The 22,614-nt window shown below is 72.8% G+C and carries 28 protein-coding genes; 17 read left to right on the forward strand and 11 right to left on the reverse strand.

What is annotated here, in order from left to right; all coding sequences use genetic code 11:
* Nucleotides 1-100: 100 nt before the first annotated feature.
* Nucleotides 101-730, forward strand: a complete 630-nt coding sequence (gene mftR / locus ACTWJ8_RS38305) for a mycofactocin system transcriptional regulator (RefSeq protein WP_443262054.1) — start codon at nt 101-103, stop codon at nt 728-730.
* Between the two features lie 2 nt (nt 731-732).
* Here the strand turns inward: mftR and ACTWJ8_RS38310 are convergent, their stop codons facing one another.
* Complete coding sequence (locus tag ACTWJ8_RS38310) at nt 733-2,277, reverse strand: GMC family oxidoreductase (protein ID WP_443262055.1); 1,545 nt, start codon at nt 2,275-2,277, stop codon at nt 733-735.
* A 141-nt stretch (nt 2,278-2,418) separates the two neighbouring features.
* Here ACTWJ8_RS38310 and mftA point away from each other — a divergent pair, with 141 nt between their 5' ends.
* The 8 genes from mftA to mftF are packed head-to-tail and all read left to right on the forward strand — an operon-like array spanning nt 2,419 to nt 7,898.
* Entirely contained in the window at nt 2,419-2,565 is a 147-nt protein-coding gene (gene mftA, locus ACTWJ8_RS38315) for a mycofactocin precursor MftA (protein WP_443262056.1), read from the forward strand.
* Nucleotides 2,550-2,864: a mycofactocin biosynthesis chaperone MftB gene (mftB, locus tag ACTWJ8_RS38320; protein ID WP_443262057.1), complete on the forward strand. Its 315-nt coding sequence runs from the start codon at nt 2,550-2,552 to the stop codon at nt 2,862-2,864. Before mftA ends, mftB begins: the two co-directional genes overlap by 16 nt.
* Nucleotides 2,861-4,036 (forward strand): mycofactocin radical SAM maturase, encoded by a 1,176-nt coding sequence (gene mftC, locus ACTWJ8_RS38325; RefSeq protein ID WP_443262058.1) that lies wholly within the window; start codon nt 2,861-2,863, stop codon nt 4,034-4,036. The genes mftB and mftC overlap by 4 nt, the downstream gene beginning before the upstream one ends.
* Before the next feature lie 18 nt (nt 4,037-4,054).
* Nucleotides 4,055-5,239, forward strand: a complete 1,185-nt coding sequence (mftD, locus tag ACTWJ8_RS38330; RefSeq protein WP_443262059.1) for a pre-mycofactocin synthase MftD — start codon at nt 4,055-4,057, stop codon at nt 5,237-5,239.
* Nucleotides 5,232-5,957: a mycofactocin biosynthesis peptidyl-dipeptidase MftE gene (mftE, locus tag ACTWJ8_RS38335; RefSeq protein WP_443262060.1), complete on the forward strand. Its 726-nt coding sequence runs from the start codon at nt 5,232-5,234 to the stop codon at nt 5,955-5,957. Before mftD ends, mftE begins: the two co-directional genes overlap by 8 nt.
* Nucleotides 5,954-6,169, forward strand: coding sequence for a hypothetical protein (locus tag ACTWJ8_RS38340; RefSeq protein ID WP_443262061.1), 216 nt, complete (start codon nt 5,954-5,956; stop codon nt 6,167-6,169). Before mftE ends, ACTWJ8_RS38340 begins: the two co-directional genes overlap by 4 nt.
* Nucleotides 6,166-6,417: a hypothetical protein gene (locus ACTWJ8_RS38345; protein ID WP_443262062.1), complete on the forward strand. Its 252-nt coding sequence runs from the start codon at nt 6,166-6,168 to the stop codon at nt 6,415-6,417. The genes ACTWJ8_RS38340 and ACTWJ8_RS38345 overlap by 4 nt, the downstream gene beginning before the upstream one ends.
* Entirely contained in the window at nt 6,414-7,898 is a 1,485-nt protein-coding gene (mftF, locus tag ACTWJ8_RS38350; protein ID WP_443262063.1) for a mycofactocin biosynthesis glycosyltransferase MftF, read from the forward strand. The genes ACTWJ8_RS38345 and mftF overlap by 4 nt, the downstream gene beginning before the upstream one ends.
* Here mftF and ACTWJ8_RS38355 read toward each other — a convergent pair.
* The 3 genes from ACTWJ8_RS38355 to ACTWJ8_RS38365 all read right to left on the reverse strand — a co-directional run bounded on the left by ACTWJ8_RS38355 (nt 7,780) and on the right by ACTWJ8_RS38365 (nt 10,326).
* A complete protein-coding gene (locus ACTWJ8_RS38355) occupies nt 7,780-8,766 on the reverse strand; it encodes a hypothetical protein (protein WP_443262064.1) in 987 nt (328 codons plus the stop codon). The two genes, mftF and ACTWJ8_RS38355, sit on opposite strands and share 119 nt — an antisense overlap.
* Before the next feature lie 82 nt (nt 8,767-8,848).
* On the reverse strand, nt 8,849-9,751 hold the full coding sequence (locus ACTWJ8_RS38360; RefSeq protein WP_443262065.1) for an LLM class F420-dependent oxidoreductase: 903 nt from the start codon (nt 9,749-9,751) through the stop codon (nt 8,849-8,851).
* A gap of 122 nt (nt 9,752-9,873) precedes the next feature.
* Nucleotides 9,874-10,326, reverse strand: a complete 453-nt coding sequence (locus ACTWJ8_RS38365) for a MarR family winged helix-turn-helix transcriptional regulator (protein WP_356372263.1) — start codon at nt 10,324-10,326, stop codon at nt 9,874-9,876.
* Nucleotides 10,327-10,487: 161 nt separating this feature from the next.
* Between ACTWJ8_RS38365 and ACTWJ8_RS38370 the strand changes: the two genes are divergently transcribed.
* Both ACTWJ8_RS38370 and ACTWJ8_RS38375 read left to right on the forward strand, forming a co-directional pair.
* Nucleotides 10,488-11,945, forward strand: a complete 1,458-nt coding sequence (locus ACTWJ8_RS38370; protein WP_443262066.1) for an MFS transporter — start codon at nt 10,488-10,490, stop codon at nt 11,943-11,945.
* 146 nt (nt 11,946-12,091) lie between these two features.
* Complete coding sequence (locus ACTWJ8_RS38375; RefSeq protein ID WP_443262068.1) at nt 12,092-12,442, forward strand: ANTAR domain-containing protein; 351 nt, start codon at nt 12,092-12,094, stop codon at nt 12,440-12,442.
* 209 nt (nt 12,443-12,651) lie between these two features.
* Here ACTWJ8_RS38375 and ACTWJ8_RS38380 read toward each other — a convergent pair whose 3' ends face one another.
* On the reverse strand, nt 12,652-13,980 hold the full coding sequence (locus ACTWJ8_RS38380; protein ID WP_443262069.1) for an MFS transporter: 1,329 nt from the start codon (nt 13,978-13,980) through the stop codon (nt 12,652-12,654).
* Nucleotides 13,981-14,101: 121 nt separating this feature from the next.
* On the opposite strand from ACTWJ8_RS38380, the gene ACTWJ8_RS38385 reads away from it, so the two are divergent.
* Nucleotides 14,102-14,470, forward strand: a complete 369-nt coding sequence (locus ACTWJ8_RS38385; protein ID WP_356372255.1) for an ArsR/SmtB family transcription factor — start codon at nt 14,102-14,104, stop codon at nt 14,468-14,470.
* Nucleotides 14,471-14,482: 12 nt separating this feature from the next.
* Here ACTWJ8_RS38385 and ACTWJ8_RS38390 read toward each other — a convergent pair whose 3' ends face one another.
* Nucleotides 14,483-15,130 (reverse strand): class F sortase, encoded by a 648-nt coding sequence (locus ACTWJ8_RS38390; RefSeq protein WP_356372254.1) that lies wholly within the window; start codon nt 15,128-15,130, stop codon nt 14,483-14,485.
* A complete protein-coding gene (locus ACTWJ8_RS38395) occupies nt 15,130-16,263 on the reverse strand; it encodes a D-alanyl-D-alanine carboxypeptidase family protein (RefSeq protein WP_443262070.1) in 1,134 nt (377 codons plus the stop codon). Before ACTWJ8_RS38395 ends, ACTWJ8_RS38390 begins: the two co-directional genes overlap by 1 nt.
* 226 nt (nt 16,264-16,489) lie before the next feature.
* Between ACTWJ8_RS38395 and ACTWJ8_RS38400 the strand changes: the two genes are divergently transcribed.
* Together ACTWJ8_RS38400 and ACTWJ8_RS38405 are read left to right on the forward strand one after the other, a co-directional pair.
* Nucleotides 16,490-16,942 carry a cyclic nucleotide-binding domain-containing protein gene (locus tag ACTWJ8_RS38400; RefSeq protein ID WP_356372250.1) on the forward strand — a complete coding sequence of 151 codons (453 nt, stop codon included), beginning with the start codon at nt 16,490-16,492 and terminating at the stop codon, nt 16,940-16,942.
* 137 nt (nt 16,943-17,079) lie between these two features.
* Nucleotides 17,080-17,664 (forward strand): hypothetical protein, encoded by a 585-nt coding sequence (locus ACTWJ8_RS38405; protein WP_443262071.1) that lies wholly within the window; start codon nt 17,080-17,082, stop codon nt 17,662-17,664.
* Between the two features lie 33 nt (nt 17,665-17,697).
* Here ACTWJ8_RS38405 and ACTWJ8_RS38410 read toward each other — a convergent pair whose 3' ends face one another.
* On the reverse strand, nt 17,698-18,660 hold the full coding sequence (locus ACTWJ8_RS38410) for an electron transfer flavoprotein subunit alpha/FixB family protein (protein WP_356814295.1): 963 nt from the start codon (nt 18,658-18,660) through the stop codon (nt 17,698-17,700).
* 42 nt (nt 18,661-18,702) lie between these two features.
* The gene (locus ACTWJ8_RS38415) at nt 18,703-19,491 is read right to left on the reverse strand and encodes an electron transfer flavoprotein subunit beta/FixA family protein (protein ID WP_443262072.1); all 789 of its coding nucleotides are present in this window, start codon (nt 19,489-19,491) and stop codon (nt 18,703-18,705) included.
* Between the two features lie 113 nt (nt 19,492-19,604).
* On the opposite strand from ACTWJ8_RS38415, the gene ACTWJ8_RS38420 reads away from it, so the two are divergent.
* Entirely contained in the window at nt 19,605-20,318 is a 714-nt protein-coding gene (locus tag ACTWJ8_RS38420; protein WP_443262073.1) for a TetR family transcriptional regulator, read from the forward strand.
* A 137-nt stretch (nt 20,319-20,455) separates the two neighbouring features.
* The gene (locus ACTWJ8_RS38425; RefSeq protein WP_443262074.1) at nt 20,456-20,860 is read left to right on the forward strand and encodes a Zn-ribbon domain-containing OB-fold protein; all 405 of its coding nucleotides are present in this window, start codon (nt 20,456-20,458) and stop codon (nt 20,858-20,860) included.
* A gap of 22 nt (nt 20,861-20,882) precedes the next feature.
* On the opposite strand, the gene ACTWJ8_RS38430 is transcribed toward ACTWJ8_RS38425, so the two are convergent.
* Nucleotides 20,883-21,278 carry a nuclear transport factor 2 family protein gene (locus ACTWJ8_RS38430; RefSeq protein ID WP_356384655.1) on the reverse strand — a complete coding sequence of 132 codons (396 nt, stop codon included), beginning with the start codon at nt 21,276-21,278 and terminating at the stop codon, nt 20,883-20,885.
* Nucleotides 21,279-21,370: 92 nt separating this feature from the next.
* Between ACTWJ8_RS38430 and ACTWJ8_RS38435 the strand changes: the two genes are divergently transcribed.
* Nucleotides 21,371-21,973, forward strand: coding sequence for a PadR family transcriptional regulator (locus ACTWJ8_RS38435; RefSeq protein ID WP_356384658.1), 603 nt, complete (start codon nt 21,371-21,373; stop codon nt 21,971-21,973).
* Here ACTWJ8_RS38435 and ACTWJ8_RS38440 read toward each other — a convergent pair.
* Nucleotides 21,931-22,590 (reverse strand): TetR/AcrR family transcriptional regulator, encoded by a 660-nt coding sequence (locus ACTWJ8_RS38440; protein ID WP_356384661.1) that lies wholly within the window; start codon nt 22,588-22,590, stop codon nt 21,931-21,933. The genes ACTWJ8_RS38435 and ACTWJ8_RS38440 overlap by 43 nt on opposite strands.
* Nucleotides 22,591-22,614 lie beyond the last annotated feature (24 nt).

Raw genomic sequence — 22,614 nt, forward strand, 5'->3', positions numbered from 1 at the left:
CCGTCCCCGCGTATATAGCCGCAACGGCTCCAGAGTTGAAGGCATGGGCGCTGTCGGATGGCGGCGGTAGGGTGAGGCCCCGGACTGCGAAGGAGCGAGGGTGGAGCCGCTGACGAGCAGCGTGGCCGAGCGCGCCGCCCGTGCGCCGAGGGGCGGCAGGCCGCGCGCCACGTCCCGCGCCGACCTGGAGCGCGTCGGCTTCGAACTCTTCGCCCGGCAGGGCTTCGACGCGACGACCGTCGACGACATCGCGGCCGCCGCCGGCATCGCCCGCCGCACCTTCTTCCGCTACTTCGCGTCGAAGAACGACCTGGTGTGGGGCGACTTCGAGCAGCAACTCGACGGTCTGCGCGCCCTGTTGACCGCCACCGCACCCGACGTGCCGATCATGACCGCGCTGCGCGCGGCCGTCGTCGACTTCAACCGGTTCGACGCCACCGTCGTGCCGTGGCACCGACAGCGCATGCGACTCATCCTGAGCGTGCCCACGCTGCAGGCCGACGCCACGCTCCGCTACGCCTCGTGGCGCGCCATCGTCACCGACTTCGCCGCCGACCGACTCGGCCTCGCCCCCGGCGACGCGCTGCCGCGGCTGTACGGACACACGGTCCTGGCCGCCGCCGTCACCGCGTACGAGCACTGGCTGGCGGTCCCAGAAGCGGACTTGGGTGAGCTCCTGGACACGGCCGTGCGGCGTCTGGAGGAGGGGCTGGGGCGGGCGAGCCGGTGACCTCACCCGTGGCGCAGCGCTTCCGCCACGAACTCGCCGATCAGGACGGCCGTCGCCGCGGGGCCGCGGTGCGGGGTGTCCGGCAGCAGCGAGGTGTCCGCCACCCGTAGTCCGTCCACGCCGCGCACCCGGCCGTACGCGTCGGTGGCGGCGCCGAGCGCGACCGTCCCGCAGGTGTGCTGCGCCGTGCCGATGTGGTCGCCGATCCACGCGTCGAGCGCCCGGTCGTCGGCCCGTTCGGCGGCGCCGGGCGCGAGCAGCCCGCCACGGGACACCGTGCCGAACGCCTCCGTGCCCACGAGATCCGCCGTCGTGCGCACGGCCACGCGCAGCCGCCGCAGTACCTCGCCGTCGCGCAGGTAGTCGTAGTCGACGGCGGGCGGCACCGCCGGGTCCGCCGAGCGCAGCCGCAGCCGACCCGTCGGCCCCGGCGTCTGCACGGACACCAGGAAGGAGTGCGGCGCTCCCGGCACGCTCACCGTCCCGCCGACGAGCCCGGCCATCGGGACGAGTGACTGGAGGATCTCGATGTCCCCGGGGCAACCGGCGGTAGTGGACCGGGAGTCGAGGTGGAGGCAGCCTCCCAGCCACCCGTCCGACGGCGGTTCGAGGTCGGCGTGCGGGCGCCAGTCCAGGACCAGTTGCGGGTGATCCGCGAGCCGCGCGCCGACCGCCGGTGCGTCCCGGACGACCGGCACACCGGCCCGTTCGAGATCGGCGCGCGGGCCGATCCCGGACAGCAGGAGCAGATGGGGTGTCGCCAGGGCGCCCGCGCACAGCACCACGCACCCCGCGTCGAACGTCTCCGGGGCGCCGCCGTCCCGCTCGACCACCACCCCGGTCGCCCGCCCGCCCCGCACCACCACCCGGCGTACGAGACACCCACCGAGCACCGTGAGGTTCGGCCGGGCGCGGGCCTCCGGTGTCAGGTGGGCGAGAGCCGTGTTGTGCCGCACCCCGGCCACGCAGTTCGACGGCACCGGGCCGAAACCCGGCGGGCCCTCGTCGTTCTTGTCGGGCTCCGCGGGGAAGCCCAGCGCCGTGGCGGCGTCGCGGAAGGCCACGGCGGCCGGGTGCGTGAGGCCGCCGCGCGAAACCGGCATCGGACCGCCGCGCCCGTGCACGGGGCGCGCGCCGAAATCGAGGTCGTTCTCCAGGCGGCGCAGCAGCGGCAGCATCCGCTCGTACGTCCACGCGGGCCCGCCGCCCGCCGCCGCCCACCGGTCGAAGTCGGCGCGCCGCGCCCGCACGAAGTACCCGCCGTTGACCGTCGTGGACCCGCCGGCGATTCGCCCGCGCGGCACCTCCCACGGCCGCCCCGCCGCGAGCCGCACGGCATGCGCGACCGTCGCGGGATGCCTCGGCCGGGCCCCCGGCACCAGCCGCGCGTCCAGCAGCTCCGCACCGAAGGCCGACGGCACGGGACCGGCCTCCAGGAGCAACACCCTCCGGTCGGCGTCCTCGCTCAGCCGCGCCGCGAGCACCGCCCCTGACCCACCAGCACCGACGACCAGCACATCGGGACGCGCACCCGCGAACGACTCCATGGGGCGGATCACATCCCGCCGCGCCCGTCCCGCGCAAGACCTCGGCGGCGACCGCACCCTTCCCTTTTGGCATCGCATGCCAATACTCTCGAAATCGCCCGAGCGAGCCCTCAACCCTCCACAGGTACAAGGGAGTTCCGCATGAACGAACAGCTCGAAGCCACCGCGACCACCGATCCGACCACCGAGCCGCCCGCCACGTCCACCGCTCCCGCCGACGAACCCCTCGTCGAGGCGGACGAACTGGTCGAGGAAGTCTCCATCGACGGCATGTGCGGCGTGTACTGACCGTGGCCGCCGCCACCGCTCCCGCCCTTGACCTGGACCGGCCCTGGGACCTGCACCCGCAGGTGTCGGTCCGCCCCGAGCCGTTCGGCGCGCTGCTCTACCACTTCGGCACCCGCAAACTGTCGTTCCTCAAGGACCGCGGACTGCTCGCCGTCGTCCAGGCGCTCCCGACGTCCCCGACGGCGCGCGCCGCCTGCGCGAGCGCCGGGGCGGACGACGCGGACACGGCCCGCTACGCGAGCGCCCTCGCCGCCCTGGCCCGCTCGTCGATGCTGGTCGAAAGGAGCCCGGCACCGTGACCCGCCTCGTGGACCTGTTCGAGCACGGCCTCGCCGCACCGATCTGCCTGACCTGGGAACTCACCTACGCCTGCAACCTGTCCTGCGCCCACTGCCTGTCCAGCTCGGGCCGCCGCGACCCGCGCGAGCTCAGCACCGCCGAGGCCAAGGCGGTCATCGACGAGCTGGAGGCCATGCAGGTCTTCTACGTCAACATCGGCGGCGGCGAACCCACCGTGCGCCCCGACTTCTTCGAACTGCTCGACTACGCCACCGCCCACCACGTCGGCGTCAAGTTCTCCACCAACGGCGTGCGCATCACCCCCGAAGTCGCCCGCCGCCTCGCCGCGAACGACTACGTCGACGTACAGATCTCCCTCGACGGCGCCACCGCCGACGTCAACGACGCGGTGCGCGGGACGGGTTCGTACGACACGGCACGCACAGCGATGGCGAACCTCGCCGACGCGGGCATGAAGAACTTCAAGCTGTCCGTCGTCTGCACCCGGCACAACATCCCGCAGCTCGACGACTTCAAGGCGCTCGCCGACACCTACGGCGCCCAGCTCCGCCTCACCCGGCTGCGGCCCTCAGGGCGCGGCGCCGACGTCTGGGACGAGCTGCACCCGCTGCCCGCGCAGCAACGGCAGCTCTACGACTGGCTCGTGGCGCACGACGGCGAGGTGCTCACCGGCGACTCCTTCTTCCACCTGTCCGCCTACGGCGAGCCGTTGTCGGGCCTGAACCTGTGCGGGGCCGGCCGCGTGGTGTGTCTCATCGACCCGGTCGGCGACGTGTACGCCTGCCCGTTCGCCATCCACGACGAGTTCCTCGCGGGGAGTGTGCGCGACCCGGGCGGGTTCGCCGGCGTGTGGCGGGAGTCGGAGCTGTTCCTGCGGCTGCGAGAGCCGCAACAGGGCGGCGCCTGCGCCTCCTGCGCGTTCTACGACACCTGCAAGGGCGGCTGCATGGCCGCGAAGTTCTTCACCGGCCTGCCGCTCGACGGGCCCGACCCGGAGTGCGTCCAGGGGTACGGCGAGCAGCTCCTCGCCGACCGAGGCCCCGGCCGGGTACCGAGGCCCTCCGGCGACCACTCCCACCGCACGGGGCCGGTCACCGTGCCGCTCATGCGGCGGCCCCCGGTGAGTGCCTGCGACGAGAGTCCCGTAGCGGGCCCGATCCCGGTCAACTGACGAGGAGACAGCCGCCCGATGGCAAGAAACCCCTGGTTCGAGACGGTCGCCGAGGCCCAGCGGCGCGCCAAGAAGTACCTTCCCGGCAGCGTCTACGGCGCGCTCGTCGCCGGCTCGGAACGCGGCCGCACCATCGAGGACAACATCGGCGCCTTCGCCGAACTCGGCTTCGCGCCACGCGTGGTGGGCCACCACGCCGAGCGGAACCTGGCGACCACCGTGCTCGGCGTCGAGTCGTCCTTCCCGGTGCTGATCTCACCGACCGGTGTGCAGGCCGTGCACCCGGACGGGGAGGTGGCGGTCGCCCGCGCCGCCGCGAACCGGGGCGTCATCATGGGCCTCAGCTCGTTCGCGAGCCGCTCCGTGGAGGACGTCGCCGAGGCCAATCCGAACACCTTCTACCAGATGTACTGGATGGGCAGCCGCGACTCCATGGTGCGCCGCATGGAGCGGGCCAGGCAGGCCGGGGCCAAGGCGCTCATCGCGACGCTCGACTGGTCGTTCTCCAACGGCCGCGACTGGGGAAGCCCCGCGATCCCCGAACGCCTCGACCTGCGCACCGCCGTGAAGTTCGCGCCCGACGTGCTGCCCCACCCGCGCTGGCTCCTCGCCTTCGCCCGGTCCCGCCGCCTGCCCGACCTGACCACGCCCAACCTCCGCGAGCCGGGCGGCCGGGCGCCCACCTTCTTCGGCGCCTACGGCGAGTGGATGCAGACACCGCCGCCCACCTGGGACGACGTGGAATGGATGCGCAAGGAGTGGGGCGGTCCCTTCCTCCTGAAAGGCGTCAGCCGCGTCGACGACGCCAAACGGGCCGTCGACGCGGGCGTCACCGGCATCTCGGTCTCCAACCACGGCGGCAACAACCTCGACACCACACCCGCCACCATCCGCCTCCTGCCGTCCATCGCCGAGGCCGTCGGCGACGACATCGAGGTGCTGCTCGACGGCGGTGTGCGGCGCGGCGGCGACGTCGCCAAGGCACTCGCCCTCGGCGCCCGTGCCGTCCTCGTCGGACGCGCCTACCTGTGGGGCCTCGCCGCGAACGGGCAGGCCGGCGTGGAGAACGTGCTGGACATCCTGCGCGGCGGCCTCGACTCCGCCGTCCTCGGCCTCGGCCACGCCTCCGTCGACGAACTCGGCCCCGACGACCTGGCGATCCCCGACGGCTTCACCCGCACGCTCGGGGCACCGCGTGCCTGAACCGGTCGACCTCGCGCACGCGACGTGGACCACGGTGCCGCGCGGCGCCCCGGTCCTCGTCCCCGTCGGCTCCACCGAACAGCACGGCCCGCACCTCCCGCTGAACACGGACGGCGTGATCGCGGAGGCGGTGGCCCGCGGCGTCGCGCACCGACTCCCGTACGAGCACGTCGTCCTCGCGCCCACCCTCGCGTACGCCGCGAGCGGTGAGCACGCGGGGTTCCCCGGCACGCTCTCCATCGGCCACGACGCGCTGCACACCGTCCTCGTCGAGACCGTCCGCTCCCTCGCCCTGTGGGCGGGCCGCGTCGTCCTCGTCAACGGCCACGGCGGCAACGTCACCACCCTCGACGCCGCCTGCGCCCAACTCCGCCACGAGCGCCACGACGTGTCCTGGGTCGGCTGCGTCCCACCCGGCGGTGACGCCCACGCGGGACGCGCCGAGACCTCCGTCATGCTGCACCTCGCCCCCGACGAGGTACGCCTCACCGACGCCGCCCCCGGCGACACCCGCCCCCTGCCCGACCTGCTGCCGCGTCTCAGGTCCCACGGCGTGCGCGGCGTCTCCCCGAACGGCGTCCTCGGCGACCCGACCGGCGCCACCGCCGCGGAGGGACGCGCACTCGTCGAAGCCATGGTCTCGACCGCCGCCCGCCTCGTCACCACGGGCAGCCCCGACTCCCACGGCCGCCTCACGACGCCCCGAGGTGCCGCGTGACCCTCCCGTACGGCAGCGTCGTCGCGCTCGATGGGCGTGCCGGTGGCGCCGACGCCGGCCACCCGACTCGGCTGTTGCGCCTGACACCACGGGCCGGCGGCCTGCGCGTGCGCGACCGGGCGGGTGCCGTTCTCGCCGACTTGCTCGTGGCCACGGGCCGCGTGGATTTCTGCGGCCGACTGTCGACGGCCGCACTGGGAGGCGCCGCATGACTCTCCCCTCCGGCAGTGTCGTCGTCCTCGACCGGCATGCCCGGGTCGTCGACGGTGGCCGTGCGCTGCTCGGCGGTCATCCGACGCGGCTGCTGCGACTGACACCGCGTGCCCAACGCCTGTTGACCGGGCGGGTCCTGCGCGTGCGCGACCGGGCGCGTGCCGTTCTCGCCGACCTGCTCGTGGCCACGGGCCGCGTGGATTTCCGCGGCCGACTGTCGACGGCCGCACTGGGAGGCGCCGCATGACTCTCCCCTCCGGCAGTGTCGTCGTCCTCGACCGGCATGCCCGGGTCGTCGACGGTGGCCGTGCGCTGCTCGGCGGCCATCCGACGCGGCTGCTGCGACTGACACCGCGTGCCCAACGCCTGTTGACCGGGCGGGTCCTGCGCGTGCGCGACCGGGCGGGTGCCGTTCTCGCCGAACGGCTCGTCGACACGGGCCTCGCCCACCCGGTGGCCGCGTCGCTGCCCCCGGGCGACGCCGAGCACACCGTCACGTATGTCGTTCCCGTACGGGACAGGGCCGACCGGCTGGATCGTCTGCTGGCAGGCATCAGGGCGGGAACGGAGGCGCCGGTCGTCGTCGTCGACGACGCCTCGTGCGATCCGCGCCCCGTCGCCGAGGCGTCCGCGCGTCACCACGCGCGCGTGCTCGCGCTCCCCGTCAACGTCGGGCCCGCGGGCGCCCGCAATGCCGGGCTGCGCGAAGTGCGCACGCCGTACGTGGTGTTCGTCGACTCGGACGTCGTGCTCGCGCCCGGCACGGTCGACGTCTTGCTGCGGCACTTCGCCGACCCGGCCGTCGTCATGGCCGTGCCCCGCGTCACCGGACTCGCCGGGCCCGACTCCACGCGCTGGCTGGGCCGTTACGAGAACGCCCGCTCCTCCCTCGACCTGGGCCGCCACCCCGCCGCCGTACGCCCCGGCACCCCCGTCTCCTGGGTACCCAGCGCCTGCATGCTCGTCCGCGCCGACGCCCTCCGCGACGCGGGCGGCTTCGACGCCGGGATGCGGGTGGGGGAGGACGTCGACCTGTGCTGGCGGCTGACCGCCGACGGCGCCCGGATCCGCTACGAACCCGCCGCACGCGTCGCCCACGAACACCGCGCCGACCCCGCCGCCTGGTTCCGCCGCAAGGCCGAGTACGGCACCGGAGCACACCCCCTGGCGAGCCGTCACCCCGCCCACATCGCCCCGGCCGTGCTCGCCCCGTGGAGCGCCGCGCTGCTCGTCGCCCTGATCGCCCAGCGCCGCTGGTCGCTGCCGGTGGCCGGCGGGCTCGCCGTCACCGCCACCGTCCGCAACGCCGAACGGCTGAAGGGCGTCGAACAGCCACTGCGGCACGCCGCACGCCTCACCGCGCTCGGCTCGGCCTCGGCCCTCATGCAGGGCGCGGCGCTGCTCACCCGGCACTGGTGGCCGCTGACGGCCGCGGGCTGCCTCGTCTCGCGCCGTGTACGCAGGGCGGCGGCCGTCGCCGCGCTCGCCGACGTGACCCTGGAGACCCTCGGCCGCGAGACACCGCCCACGGGGCTCGACCCCGTCCGCTACGCCGTCGCCCGCCGCCTCGACGACCTCGCGTACGGCTCCGGCGTGTGGCTCTCCGCGCTCAGGGGCCGCTCGACGGCGGCGCTGCGTCCGCGGATCGTGCGGACCCGGCGGCCGTCTCCTCGGCAGCGCGCAGCTCCCCGTGCAGCCGCGCCACCTCCCCGCTCACCAGCGGCATGACCAGCGGCGGCACCAACAGCAGCGCCACCACCGTCGGCAGCACCTTCATCAGCATGCCGGTGATCCACACGTTGTCGCCGCTGAGCCACAACATTCCGAGACCGGCATAGTGGTTGAACGGCTGGAACAGCCACCGGCCCGCCACGAACACGGCGACGGCCGCCGCGCAGCACACCAGGCCGAGACCGAACGCGCGTGCCCGCGCCCGCCGCGTCAGCACCCACGAGCGGTACACCGCCACGAACGGCGAACGCCCCTCCAGGACCGTCTCCGCAGTGGCCCCCGACAACCGGAACCAGAGCAGCGGACCGAGACACCAGATGACGATCGGGACGACGAACCCCACCACCGCGTACTGCGGCGTCGCCGTCTCGTGCAGGTCGGTGCGCTCGACGCCGGGGATCCGCTCCCGCTGGGCGAGATCGAACAGCACCAGACCCGCGAACACCACGGCCGCCACCACGAGGGCGGTGAGCAGATTCGTCACGACGGACGAGGCGAGCCGGGCCCTGCTCCGCCGCCACAACTCGCCCACGGACAACGGATCGCCGCCCCGCCGGAGGTGCGCGGCCCCGACGGCGTACCCGCTGTGCAGCACGGAGACGCACAGCAGCGCCAGGACGAGCGCCAGCGCGAACACCACGAAGCCGGGCCCGACCAGCGACTCGGTGCCGCCGTCGGCGTACGCGTAATAGGAGTCCTCGTTGGCGATGTTCCTGTCGGCGTACCGGCGGATGTCCTCGAACGCGCCCCAGGTCGCCGCGAATCCACCGGCCAGGATCGCGAACGCGAGCACGGCCGTCACCGCGGACACCGCGAGCGCGAACCGGTAGAGCGTGCCCCGGTAGGGTCCGACGGCGTGTTCCATGGTGGGGCCCTGCTTCCGTGCGCTGGTGACTACGGGGGACAGGACGCGGCGTGGGGCGCGCGGGGTTCCCGACGCGCCGCGATCAGCCGACGTACGCCGTCCCGAACGCCTCAAGGAATTCCAGCGTCGCCGCCGTCGAACGGTTCGGGCAGGACACGGCCGTCCACGTCACCCCGGCCTTCTCGAGCGCGACGAACGCCTCGCGGTGCCTGTCCGCGTCCCGGGTCGGATCCACGAGCCCCTCGTCGCGGTACGAGTGCAGCACGTCGACGTCGCCGCCTCGCCCCGCCGCGGCCTTGGCGTCCCGCAACTCCGTGATGGCGGCGGCGAGTTCGGGCAGCGGGCCGAGCGTGGGCGTGCGGGCGGTCGTGCTCAGTTCGGGGCCGCCGGACATCGGCATCCAGCCCTGCGCCCGCTCGGCGACCCGGCGCCTGCTCAGCCGCGAGTTGCCGCCGATCCACACCGGGATCGGCCGCTGCGCCGGGCGCGGAAGGGCCTGCGCGTCCCGGACGGAGAAGTGTCGGCCCGCGTAGTCGAACGGCTCGCCGCTCCAGTGCAGCGGCAGCACGTCGAGCACTTCGTCGAACAGCGCGTTGCGCTCGTCGAAGTCGACCCCGAGCGCGTGGAATTCGCCCTTCAGATACCCGGCTCCGAGGCCGAGGACGAGTCGGCCGCCGGAGAGCCGGTCGAGCGTCGCCGCCTGCTTGGCGAGCAGCAGTGGATTGCGGTACGGAGCGACCGCCAGATACGTGAGGAGCCGCAGCCGGGTGGTCACGGCAGCGGCGTGCGAGAGTGCGACGAACGGGTCGAGCGTCTGGTGCCCGCCGTGGTCGAGCCAGCGCGCGCCGGGCGCCGGATGCTCGCTGAACGAGAGGCCGCGGAAGCCGAACTCCTCGGCGGCCCGGGCCACGTCCGCCACGGGCCCGGCATCGAGCATGTCGCTGTCCGGCCCGTGCGCCTCCGGGTAGTGAAACAGGAATCGCATCGTCACGCGTCCTCCGGTCCTGTGCGGAACTGTTGTCCGTACGGCACCCGTTGGCGGGCCCCCGAGGGGCGTACCCGTGCGCGCCGAAAAAGACAAGAGGCGGGTGCGGCCGCGCCTGTGGATCAGGAGCGCGGCCAGGGCTGACCGCTCAGCCGCTCGATGCTCGTGTTGAAGCGCTGGAGGTAGTGGGCGAAGGTCTCCACGTCGTCCGCAGACCAGTCCTCGAACACCTTGTCCAGTTCCTGGATGTGCGTCGCGCGCTCGTGGTCGAGGCGCGTCTCGCCCTCCTCGGTGAGCCGGAACTTGCGGGCCATGCCACCGTCCGGATCGGGGATGCGCTCGAGGAGTCCGGCCCGGACCGCGCTCGCGGTCTGCCGGTTGAGGGTCGACGCGTCGAGCAGCAGCGCCTCGCTGAGCTGCCCGATCGACATCGGGCCCTGGACCCTGATCCGGCTCAGCAGGATGTATGCGCTGCGCTCCATGCGCTCCGCCTCACGGCGGCGCTTCTCCGCGCCGAGCTGATGCCTGCCCAGCACCATGTGCTCGAACTCGACCAGGTGCGATGGCTTGTCCATGTACGTGCGTCCTCCCAGGTCGACCGTATCGCAGCGGGGTGGGGGCCAGGACCGCGCCGCCGAGCATGTGTGGGATGCATGAAATGTGTGCGATACACATCGTATGTATGATGCACACCGTCGCACAGTGCGAAGAGTTCGAAGAGATTGAGGAGTCCTTCATGGATGCGCCCCAGTCGAGCAGCCGGGCGGGCGCCGTCGTCGCCACCCTCGCGCTCGCGGGAACGGTCGCCGCGATCATGCAGACGCTGGTGACCCCGCTCATCGCCGAGCTGCCCCGGATCCTCGACACGTCCGCGTCGAACGCGGCATGGGTGATCACGGTGACGCTGCTCGTCTCGGGTGTCTGCGTGCCCGTCTCCGGCCGCCTCGGCGACCTCATCGGCAAGCGCCGGATGATGCTCGTCTGCGCCGTGCCGCTGGTCGTCGGCTCGGTGGTGTGCGCCCTCTCGTCCTCGGTCGTGCCGATGATCGTCGGGCGCGGCCTCCAGGGGATGGGCATGGGCATGGTGCCGCTCGGCATCGCGCTGCTCCGTGACGTCGTGCCCGCCGAGAAGCTCAGCGGCTCCATCGCGCTGGTCAGCGCGTCCATGGGCATCGGTGGCGCGATAGGCCTGCCGATCGCCGCCGCGGTCGCCCAGTACGCGAACTGGCGCGTGCTGTTCTGGGGCGCCGCCGTGCTCGCCGCGGTGATCGGCGTGATGATCTTCCTGATCGTGCCGGACTCCCCGGCGGCCGCGAAGGGGCAGCGCTTCGACGCGCCCGGCGCCGTCGGCCTCGCCGTCGGACTCGTCTCGCTGCTGCTCGCCGTCTCCAAGGGCGCCGACTGGGGTTGGGCATCGGGCACCACCCTCGGCCTCTTCGCCCTCGCCGCCGCGTCCCTGCTCGTGTGGGGCCGGTACGAGCTCCGCACCCGGGAGCCGCTCGTCGACCTGCGGACCACGGCGCGCCCGCGGGTGCTGTTCACCAACGCCGCCTCGATCCTCATCGGCGTCGGCATGTACTCCTTCATGCTGATCGCCCCGCAGGTCCTCCAGTTCCCCGAGGCCACCGGGTACGGACTGGGCCAGTCGATGCTGGCGGCGGGCCTGTGGATGGCTCCCGGCGGCGTCATGATGATGCTGATCTCGCCGCTCGGCGGAAAGCTGATCAACGCCCGCGGCCCGAAGTTCGCGCTCATCAGCGGCGCCCTCGTGATCGCCGTCGGCTACGGGGTCGCGCTCCCGCTCATGGGCACGGCCTGGGGCATCATGCTCGCCGGCATCGTCATCAACAGCGGCGTCGCGCTCGCCTACGGCGCCATGCCCGCGCTCATCATGGGTTCGGTGCCGCTCTCGGAGACCGCAGCGGCCAACGGTTTCAACACCCTCATGCGCTCGCTCGGCACCACCATCGGCTCCGCCGTCATCGGCGTCGTCCTCGCGCAGATGACCGTCACCATGGGCGGCCACACGCTCGCCTCCGAGGACGGATTCCGCACCGGCCTGCTGATCGGCTCCGGCGTCGCCCTGGTGTCCGCCGCCGTCGCGACCCTCATCCCGGGCCTGCGGGGGACCGGCGCCGAACCGGCCGCCGCCACAGCTCCGGCCGAGGACGACCAGGCCGCGACCCGCGCCTGAGGACCCCGGCGGCCCGCGGGGCGGGCCGCCGGGGCATCTGCCCCTCGCATACGCGATCGGCGGGTTGTGGCGCGGATCCCCGGGCAGAAGCGGTAGAAGCCCACTGGGGGTTCCTTTCCGGGGATGGCACTTGGAGGTGCGCCGTGATGCTCCCCGCTCGTCGTCGCGCGCAGACCGCTGCCCGCGAGGGGTCGGCCAGGACCGCCGCTCTGGAGGCGCGGATCGAGCAGCTGGAACAGGCCGTGACCGCGCACGCGGACGTCGACCAGGCCATCGGCGTGGTGATCGCCCTCGGCGGACTCTCGCCCGCGGAGGGCTGGGACGTGCTGCGGGAGGTCTCGATGCGGACGAACGTCAAACTGCGGCTCGTCGCGCGGCAGCTCGTCGCCTGGCCGCGCACCCACGAACTCGACCCCGCGATCCGCACCGAGCTGGAACGCCAGCTCGCACAGCGCGGCGTCGCGGACAGGGGCCCCGTCACGCCCGGCAGGCGGTGAGGACCCGCTCCCCGGCCAGGCCGAGAAGCGGGGGCGGGCTCACTGCCGAACCCGCCACAGTCAGCATCGACAGCCCTCGCCGTTGGAGTAACACGCGGGCGCGCCCCCTAACGCGAACGTGCGCCGAATCTTCACGCCGACTCGGCCGCTCGGTCACCGACGGCCCGTATCGGCTCGGCGGTCGCCACATGGCCGGGGAGCCGTCCGGCTCAGTGGGTCGCGTGGAGTGCGTCTCCGAGGCGGCCGTGGCTGTGCCGCCAGCCACCCGCGACCGGCACCGCTCCGCGCACATGCGGATGGTCCGGGGCGAGGCCCGTGTGCTCGTGCTCCACCTCGTCACGCGGCCACAGGCGCGCCGCCGCCACGCCCGCGCCCACCGCCACCGTCCCGAGCCCCGCCACGGCCGCCCCGAGCCCCGCCCACGCACCCAGCCAGCCCGCCAGCGGATACGTCAGCAGCCAGCACGCGTGCGACAGGGAGAACTGCGCCGCGAACGCCGCCGTGCGCTCCCGCTCCGGCGCGGCCCGCCGCACCAACCGGCCCGTCGGCGTCAGCACCATCGAGCACACCCCGCCGAACGCGGCCCACACCGCCAGCAGCGCCGGCACCCGCCAACTCCCGGACGGCGCCGCCGTGATGACACCCAGACAGGCGAACACCACACCCAGCGCCAGCGCCCCACGCACCATCACCGCCCGCTCGCCCGCCCGTTCCAGAACCCGCGGCACCGCGAGCGCCACCACCATCGACCCCGCCCCGTACGCCCCGAGCGCCACCGGCAGCGCGCCCGACGGCAGGCCGAGGAAGTCCCGTACGTAGACGACCGAGTTGACGGTCACCATCGCGCTCGCCGCCGCCACCGCGAGATTCAGCGCGAGGAGCCCCCGCAGTTGGGGGAGTGCCAGGAAGAGGCGGGCGCCGGCCGTCGCCCGGGAGAACACCCCACCCGCGCGCTCCCGCGCGGACGCGCGCCGGGGCAGTGCCGTCGTCACGACGAGCGCGGCCGATGCGAGAAAGCCCACGAACGTCCCCGTGAACAGACGGTGGTACGAGACCAGCGACAGGAGCGCCGCCGCGAGCACCGGACTGAGAAGGCTCTCCATGTCGTACGCGAGCCGGGCGAGCGACAACGCGCGCGTGTAGTCGCGCTCGTCGGGCAGCACGTCGGGGATCAGTGCCTGGAACGTCGGTGTGAAAACGGCCGACGCCGACTGCAGCACGAACACCAGGAGGTAGACCTGCCACACCTCGTCCACGAACGGCAGTGTCAGCGCGACCGCCGCGCGCAGCAGATCGGAGCCCACGAGCACCGCGCGCCGCGGCAGCCGCTCCGCGAACGCCCCCACCAGCGGGGCCACCAGCACGTACGCCGTCATCTTGATCGCGAGCGCGGTGCCGAGCACGGCGCCCGCGTCCGCCCCCGCGATGTCGTACGCGAGCAGGCCCAGCGCGACGGTGGCGAGCCCGGTGCCGACGAGCGCGACCATCTGCGCGCCGAAGAGCCGCCGGTACGTGCGGCGGCGCAGAACCGTGAGCATGCGGGCCCCTCCCGAAGGCTGCACCGACAGTGCGTCGACAGGTTACTCGTCATGTGCGCACCTGCGCACATGACGAGTATGTTGCGACGGTGTCGCCCGCCGCCGCAAGTAGGCTGAGGCCATGCCCGCAAGCGATCCGACACCCGCCGCGGCCACCGCGGCCACCGCGCATCCGCGCGAGCCCGACGCCGCCCGACTCGCCGAGGCCACCCGGGTGTTCGCGCTCCTGTCGGACGCGACCCGGCTGCACGTGCTGTGGCTGCTCGCCCTGGAGGAGTCGGACGTGGGCTCGCTCGCGGACCGCGTCGCGGCGTCCCGCACCGCCGTCAGCCAGCACCTGGCGAAGCTGCGGCTCGCCGGACTCGTCGAGGCGCGCCGCGAAGGGCGCCACATGCACTACCGCCTCACCGACGGCCACCTGCGGCGCCTGGTGACGGAGGCGCTCAGCCACGCCGACCACCGCGTCACGGGCGAGGCCCCGCACGACTGAGCGAGGCCACCGTCACGTACGGTCGCGGACCTCGGTCAGCAGCCCGTACAGGACGACGTTGCCGGCGTAGCCGGTGCGCTCGCTGTACGTGCCGCCGCAGGTGATGACGCGGAGTTCGGGCAGGCCCGTGCCGCCGTAGACCCGGCGGGACGGGAAGTGCTTCTTGTCGACGACGTCGATGCCGTGGATCTCGAACACCGCCGTCCTGCCGTCGGCCCGGTCGATCTCGATGTGCTCGCCCTTCTCGAGCGCGCCGAGCCCGTAGAAGACGGCGCGGCCCTTCGCGTTGTCCACATGCCCGTCGATCACGGCCGTGCCGCGCTCGCCCGGCGTGACCGCGCCGGGGAACCAGCCGGCCAGGTTCGCCTTCTCCGGCGGCGGCGCGTCCAGCCAGCCCTCCGCGTCCCGGCCGACCCGGGTCAGCGGCGCGTCCACGCCGATCTCGGGGATGCGGATGCGCTGCGGCGCCGCGGCGGGCAGTGGATCGGCGGGCGGCGTGTTCGTACCGAGCTTCGCGGCGCCGGGCTCGGGCTGCGGCGGCCTGTCACCGGAGAGCCCGTGGTGGACGAGCAGCACCCCGGCCAGCAGCGTGCCCGCGAGCACCGACCACGTCGGCCTGCGCCGCGGCGCCGCGGCGGGGGAGTCCGCCGCCGCGGTCATCAGCGGCCCGCCCGCCGTCGTCGGCGCAGCCGCCTGCCGATGAGCAGCGGCACGGACGCCAGCGCGAGCAGGCCGCCGGCCGCGCCCAGATGCTTCGTGAGCCCGCCCGACGCGTCGTCGGGCTCGGCGCCGCTCGCGCTCGCGGGTGCGGGCGCCGGCGCGGGGGCGCCTGCCGCCAACTGCTGCGTCGTCGAAGGGCGGCGGGCCGCCGCGACCTGCCGCGCGTGCAGCGGCGCCGCCCGCGCACCCCAGTCGAGCAGCTTGCGGCTCTCCTCGTAGACCGCGTTGAAGTCGCCCTTGCGCGGGTTCATGACCGTCACCAGGACCGTGCGCCCGTCACGGGTCGCCGCCGACACGAGCGTGCAGCCCGCCTTGGACGTGTAGCCGTTCTTGACGCCGATCAGACCCCGGTACGGCGCGACGCCGTGCGAGCCCACCAGGAGCCGGTTGGTGTTCTCGATGCCGAACGCCTTGGGCCCGCCCGCCGCGGGGAACCGCGCCCACTTCGTGCCCATGTACCGCCGGAAGTCAGGGTTCTCGAGGCCCTCCCTGGCGATCAGCGCCAGGTCGTGCGCCGACGAGTACTGGCCCGGCGTGTCGTAGCCGTCGGGGGAGCGGACCTGGGTGTCGAGGGCGCCGATCCTGCGGGCGGTCGCCTGCATCTGCGCGACCGTGCGCGAGACACCGCCGTTCATGTGCGCGAGCGTGTGCACGGCGTCGTTGCCCGAGCTGAGGAACACGCCCCGCCACAGGTCGGCGACCGTGTACTTCTGCCCCTCGTCGACCCCCACCATGCTGCTGCCCTCGGCGACGTCGGCGAGGTCCTTGTACGAGGCCCGGTGCACCTCGTCCTGGCGCAGCTTCGGCAGCACGGTCAGGGCGAACAGGGTCTTGAGCGTGCTCGCGGGCGGCAGCCTGCGGTGCGGCGCCTTCGACGCGAGGACGTCACCGGTCGACGCGTCCATGACCTCCCAGGACAGCGCGGACAGGGACGTCGGTGGCGCGGGCGGGTCGGGGACCGGCGGATCGGCGCTCGCGGGACCTGCGGCGGTGCCGACCGACACCGCCGCACACACGCCGCACGAGACAACGGCCCTGCTCAGAGCGGGGCGGGAGGGGAGGAATGACGCCATGCCGGAAACGTAGGACCGGCTCGTCGCCCGCGCGCTCCACGTACGCCATACGGCCGCCGCACATGGGGGACGGCCGCTCGAGGTGCGCGCCAAGTGGCTCGGAAATACGCTGTTCGAGTGACGGTCGATCCGCGGGGAACCGGCCGTGATCCTCCCCGCCGGGCCGGGCGGGCCGCGAACGCGACGTACGTACGCTGGAACGACACGACGGTGGAGGTGGTCCGCCATGACGGCCCAGACACGACTCCTGAACCGGCTCTCGCACGCGGACCGGGACCGGCTGCTCCCCTTGGCCAAGGAGGTCTCGTTCGCGCCGGACAGCCGGATCTTCGACGAAGGGGACCGGGCGGACCGGTTCTGGATCATCAGGACCGGGATGGTCACCCTCGACGTCCGCGTCTCCGACCGCACCCGGCTGCCCATCGACCCGCTCGGCCCCGGCGACCTGCTCGGCTGGTCCTGGCTCTTCCCGCCCTACGAATGGGACTTCGGCGCGGAGGCGTTCAGCCCGGTGCGGGCCTACGAGTTCGACGGCGCCGAGGTGCGCGCCCTGTGCGAGCGGGAGCCGCGGCTCGGCGTGGCCGTGCTGCACGCGGTGGCCGAGGTGATGGCGAACCGGCTCGAGTCGGCGCGGGTCAAGCTGGTGGAGGCGCACCGGACGCACGGGCACATCATGTAGCCGTTCTCGGTGCTCTCGGCGGTCCCTGTCACCCGACTCGACGCCTCGACAGGCGGTGGGCGCGTCCACGCGGTGGGATCGATGCGGAACACCCGCACATCCGTGGTCCGTCCAGCGGGCCCGCCGAGAGGATCCGCATGGGCCGCACCGCGTCCTGGCCGACCGCAGCCGTCGCCGCCGCGACACTCGCCCTCGCGGGCCTGACGACCCCGGCCGCGTGGGCGGCGGACGACGATCCCGCGTGGGACACCGGCATGGACACCGGCAGCGAGTGGACCGAGAGCCCGCCGATGGCCGACACCTCGGGAACGCTCGAGCTGGTGCCTAGGGACCCGGGGCCCGGCGCGAGCGTCACCGCCAGCACCAGCGCCTGCGGGGACGACCGGGCCGCGTCCGGAGACGCGGCGAGTGTCGGCGCGGGCGAGTTCCCGCTGGAGACGGCCACCCAGGAGGGCTCCGTCACCGGCCAGTTCAAGATCCCCGGCGGCTCGCGGTCGGGGACCTTTCCCATCACGGTGACCTGCGAGAGCGGCGCGGTGGTGCGTCGGACGGTGACGGTGTCGGCCGGACGCGGCGGCACCGAACTGGGCGGGGTCAAGGCGGGCGACGGCGGCTCGCTCGGCACTCTGAGCGTCACTCAGCTGGCCCTCGGTGGAGTTCTCATCGCGGGCGCCCTGGTGGCGGCCGGGCACTACGCACGCCGCCGCGCCCAGGAGACGTGACACTCCTGAACGCGGCGGCGGAGACGAGCGCGGTCAGCCCTTGCGGGCCTTGACCTCCTCGGTCAGCGCGGGCACGACGTCGAAGAGGTCGCCGACGATGCCGTAGTCGACGAGGTCGAAGATCGGCGCCTCGGCGTCCTTGTTGATCGCGACGATCGTCTTCGAGGTCTGCATACCCGCACGGTGCTGGATCGCGCCGGAGATGCCCGAGGCGATGTACAGCTGCGGCGACACGCTCTTGCCGGTCTGGCCGACCTGGTTGGAGTGCGGGTACCAGCCCGCGTCCACCGCGGCACGCGAGGCACCCACGGCCGCCCCCAGCGAGTCGGCCAGCGCCTCGATGATCGAGAAGTTCTCGGCACCGTTGACACCCCGGCCACCGGAGACCACGATCGCGGCCTCGGTCAGGTCCGGACGCCCGGTCGACTCACGCGGCGTACGCGAGGTCACCTTGGTGCCGGTGGCGCCGTCCGAGAACGACACGTTCAGCGCCTCGACCGCACCGGCGGCCGGGGCGGCCTCCACGGCCGCGGAGTTGGGCTTGACGGTGATGACCGGCGTGCCCAGCGTGACCGTGGACTTGGTGGTGTAGGAGGCGGCGAACACCGACTGCGTGGCCACCGGGCCGCCGTCGCCGGCCTCCAGGTCCACCGCGTCGGTGATGATGCCCGCCTTGATGCGCAGCGCCAGACGCGCCGCGATCTCCTTGCCCTCCGCCGACGACGGCACCAGCACCGCGGCCGGGGACACCTGCTCGTAGGCGGCCTGCAGGGCGTCGACCTTCGGCACGACCAGGTAGTCGGCGTACTCGGCGGCCTCGTGCGTGAGCACCTTGACCGCGCCGTGCTCGGCCAGCGCGGCGGCCGTGTCACCGGCGCCGTTGCCCAGCGCCACGGCGACCGGGTCACCGATCCGGCGGGCCAGCGTCAGCAGCTCCAGGGTGGGCTTGCGGACGGCACCGTCCACGTGGTCGACAAAGACCAGAACTTCAGCCATGACTGTTCTCCAACTTCCGGTGTCTCAGACGAATTTCTGGTCTCAGATGAACTTCTGGCCCGCGAGGAACTCGGCGAGCTGCTTGCCGCCCTCGCCCTCGTCCTTGACGATCGTGCCCGCCGTGCGCGCCGGACGCTCGGCCGCCTCGGCGACCTTCGTCCAGGCACCCTCCAGACCCACCTGCTCGGCCTCGATGTCCAGGTCGTCCAGGTCCCAGGACTCCACCGGCTTCTTCTTCGCCGCCATGATCCCCTTGAACGAGGGGTAGCGGGCCTCGCCCGACTGGTCCGTCACCGACACCACGGCCGGAAGCTGCGCCTCGAGCTGCTCGGAGGCGGTGTCACCGTCACGACGGCCCGTCACCTTGCCGTCCTCGACCGCCACCTCCGACAGCAGCGTCACCTGCGGCACGCCCAGACGCTCGGCCACCAGCGCGGGCACGATGCCCGCCGTGCCGTCCGTGGACGCCATACCGGAGACCACCAGGTCGTAGCCGGCCTTCTCGATCGCCTTCGCCAGCACCAGCGAGGTGCCGATCGCGTCGGTGCCGTGCAGGTCGTCGTCCTCCACGTGGATCGCCTTGTCCGCACCCATCGACAGCGCCTTGCGCAGCGCGTCCTTGGCGTCCTCCGGACCCACCGTCAGCACGGTGATCTCCACGTCGTCGTCCGAGTTCTCGGAAATCTGAAGCGCCTGCTCCACCGCGTACTCGTCCAGCTCCGACAGCAGACCATCGACATCGTCACGGTCCACGGTCAGGTCATCGGCGAAACCCCGGTCGCCCGTGGCGTCCGGCACGTACTTCACGGTGACAACGATCCTCAAGCTCACGCCGGCTCTCCTACTGCAATCGTCTGTGATTCTGCTGGCCAACCTATGGCACTCAGTTCCCTCTGTAAAGGTACCTAGTGCCATGGAGGGCCATCCGGTGTTACGTTCCCGGCATGAGCGAGGCGCGCGAGGTCAACGGGGTACGGAAGAAGGCACCCATGCGGGAGGTGCTGGCCGAGGCGGCGTTCGGGCTCTTCATGGAGCGCGGGTACGAGCGGACCACCGTCGACGACATCGTGGCGCGGGCCGGTGTCGGGCGCCGGTCGTTCTTCCGCTACTTCCCGTCCAAGGAGGACGCGGTCTTCCCGGACCACGAGAGCTGCCTCGCCGACATGACGGCGTTCCTGGAGGCGGCGAGCGACGACAGTGACGCCGTCGACGTGGTGTGCGACGCGGCGAGCCTGGTGCTGCGGATGTACGCGGCGAACCCCGAATTCTCGGTGCAGCGCTACCAGTTGACGCGCGAGGTGCCCGGCCTGCGCACCTACGAGCTGTCCGTCGTGCGGCGCTACGAGCGCACCCTCGCCGGCTATCTGCGCCGCCGCTGGGCCGACGCGGCCGACGGCTCGCTGCGCGCCGAGGTGGTCGCCGCTTCCGTGGTCGCCGCGCACAACAACGGCCTGCGCTCCTGGCTGCGTTCGGGCGGCGAGGGGGATGCGGAGGAGGCGGTCGACCGCGCGCTCCGCCTCGTGCGGCGCACCTGGGGAGAGGGCAACGCGGTCGCGCCCGAGCCCCAACAGGAGGACGTTGTCGTGATGGTGGCGACCAAGGGGGCGCCGATGTGGCGGGTCATCCAGCGCGTGGAATCGGCGCTGCGCGAGGACTGAGCCGGCCGGGAAACGGCGCCTGAAGCAACTTGATGGTACTCGGTGTCTTTACCGCCTGGCACTGAGTGTCATACGCTGAACGGGCGTCGAGGCACCGCCGCCCGGCGCGCACCGGCGAGTGTGCGGGAGGCCGAACGATGTCAGTGATCTCAGAGATCTCAGCGCCGACGAAGGGCACCGAGAACGCGAAGGGCACCGACGCGGGATTCCCGTATCAGCGCTGCCGCTGGTGCCGCACCCCGTCGTTCCGGCGGCTGCTCTGTCCGGTCTGCGCGTCCAGCGAGCTGACGACCGAACACAGCGCGGGCCCCGGCGTCGTGATCCAGTCCCGCGTCGTCAACCGGGGCACCGGAGTCGCCCGCAACGAGGCGCTCGTCCGCTTCCCCGAGGACTTCATCGTGCCGTGCCGCATCGTGGGCATCGCGCCGCACATGGTGTGGCTCGGCGCCTCCGTGCGCCCGGTGGCCGACGCGGTCGCGGACTCCGGTGAGGTCCTCTTCGAGCTCGCCGAGGACTTCACCGTCGACTACGCCCTGCGCTGACCACCCCTCGGGCGGCCCGCCCTCACCCGGCCTCGGCCGCCTCCGCCGCGATCCGGTCGAACTGCTCGCCCATCGCGGCTGCCAGGGCCTGTGCGGCGGACAGCGGGCGCACCATCACCATGAAGTCGTCGATGCGCCCGTCCTCGTCGAAGTGCAGGAAGTCGCAGCCGGTGATCGCCCGGTCTCCGACCCGTGCCTCGAACACGAGCGCGTGGTCCCGCCCGCCGGGCTCGCCGATCTCCCGCACGTAGCGGAAGTCCTCGAAGACGCGGGTCACGCCGCGCAGGATCGCCATCGTGATGGCCTTGCCCGGATAGGGCTTGAATACGACCGGGCTGGTGAAGACCACGTCGTCGGCCAGCAGGGCCTCGATGGCCGCGAAGTCGTCCTTCTCCACGGCCGCGCGGAAGGGATGCATGGATGCCACCTCGGTTCCTCGCCCACGGACTGCATAGGCAACAAGTTGAATAGGTGCGGGTGACAGTAGTCGCATCGTTGTATGGTGTCCACATGTCGCTCAAGTACGCCGTCCTGTCCGCGCTCCTCGAGGGCGAGGCCTCCGGGTACGACCTGGCGAAGATCTTCGACGTCTCGGTGGCGAACTTCTGGGCGGCGACGCCCCAGCAGCTCTACCGGGAGCTGGACCGGCTCACCGCTGAGGGGCTCGTCGACGCACGCGTCGTCCCGCAGGAGCGCAGGCCGAACAAGCGGATGTTCACCCTGTCCGACGCCGGACGCGCCGATCTCGCGGAGTTCACGGCTCGGCAGCCCAAACCGCTCGCGCTGCGCGACGAGCTGATGGTGAAGGTGCAGGCCGCCGACATCGGCGAACTCGACGCCGTGCGCGCGCACATCGAGGAGCGCATGGAGTGGGCGCGCGGAAAGCTCGCCCGCTACGAGCGGGTGCGGCGCCACCTGCTGGGCGAGTCGGACGAGGCGGAGTTCCTCGCCGAGGCGGAGCGGGTCGGGCCGTATCTGACCCTGCTGCGCGGCATCTCCTTCGAGGAGGAGAACCTGCGCTGGGGGCGGCGCGTCCTGGAGATCCTGGACCGACGCGCCGCCCGCACCGCTCAGGCTCCGGATGCCCCGGGAGTCTCGGGCTCCTTGAGCTGAAGCCCGTTCTCCCAGATCTTGTTGAGCGTCGTCACCAGCTTCTCGTACGGGATGCGCTGGCCGAGGACGAACACCAGGTACGCCATGCGGCTCACCATCACCGACAGGGCGTGCGCCGTGACCAGCGGGTCGAGGTCGGGGTCCGCGGCGCCCGCGTCCTGGAGGGAGCGGATCAGCTTGGCGTTGCGGCGCGCGAACGCGTTGCCCCGCTCGATGCGCAGCTGCTTGAACGTCTCGTCGATCTGGGCGACCTGCTCGAACAGCGCCATGAGCCGCGCGTTCTTCTTGTAGGCCCGCAGATACTCGCGGTTGGACGCGTCGATCATCTCGCGCGGGTCCGTGATGCCGGTGCGCTCGCGCAGATGCGGGTGCAGCATCTCCTCCTGCACCTGCGCGACCAGCGCCTGGAAGATCTCTTCCTTGCTGTTGAAGTACGTGTAGAACGAGCCGGACGCGACGTGCGCCGCCTTGGAGATGTCCGTGATCCGGGCGTCGAGGTACCCGTCGCGCTCGAACACCTCGCGCGCGGCGGCGACCAGCGCGTTGCGCGTGCGGACGCCGCGCGGGGTGAGCGGTTGTTTCTGGCCGCCGTCTGCGGCCGGGGCCTGGGCAGCCAACGCGGGTCCCTTCGATCGTGTGGC

The organism is Streptomyces sp. SDT5-1, from assembly GCF_052245995.1.
In the GTDB taxonomy this organism is placed as follows: Bacteria; Actinomycetota; Actinomycetes; order Streptomycetales; family Streptomycetaceae; genus Streptomyces.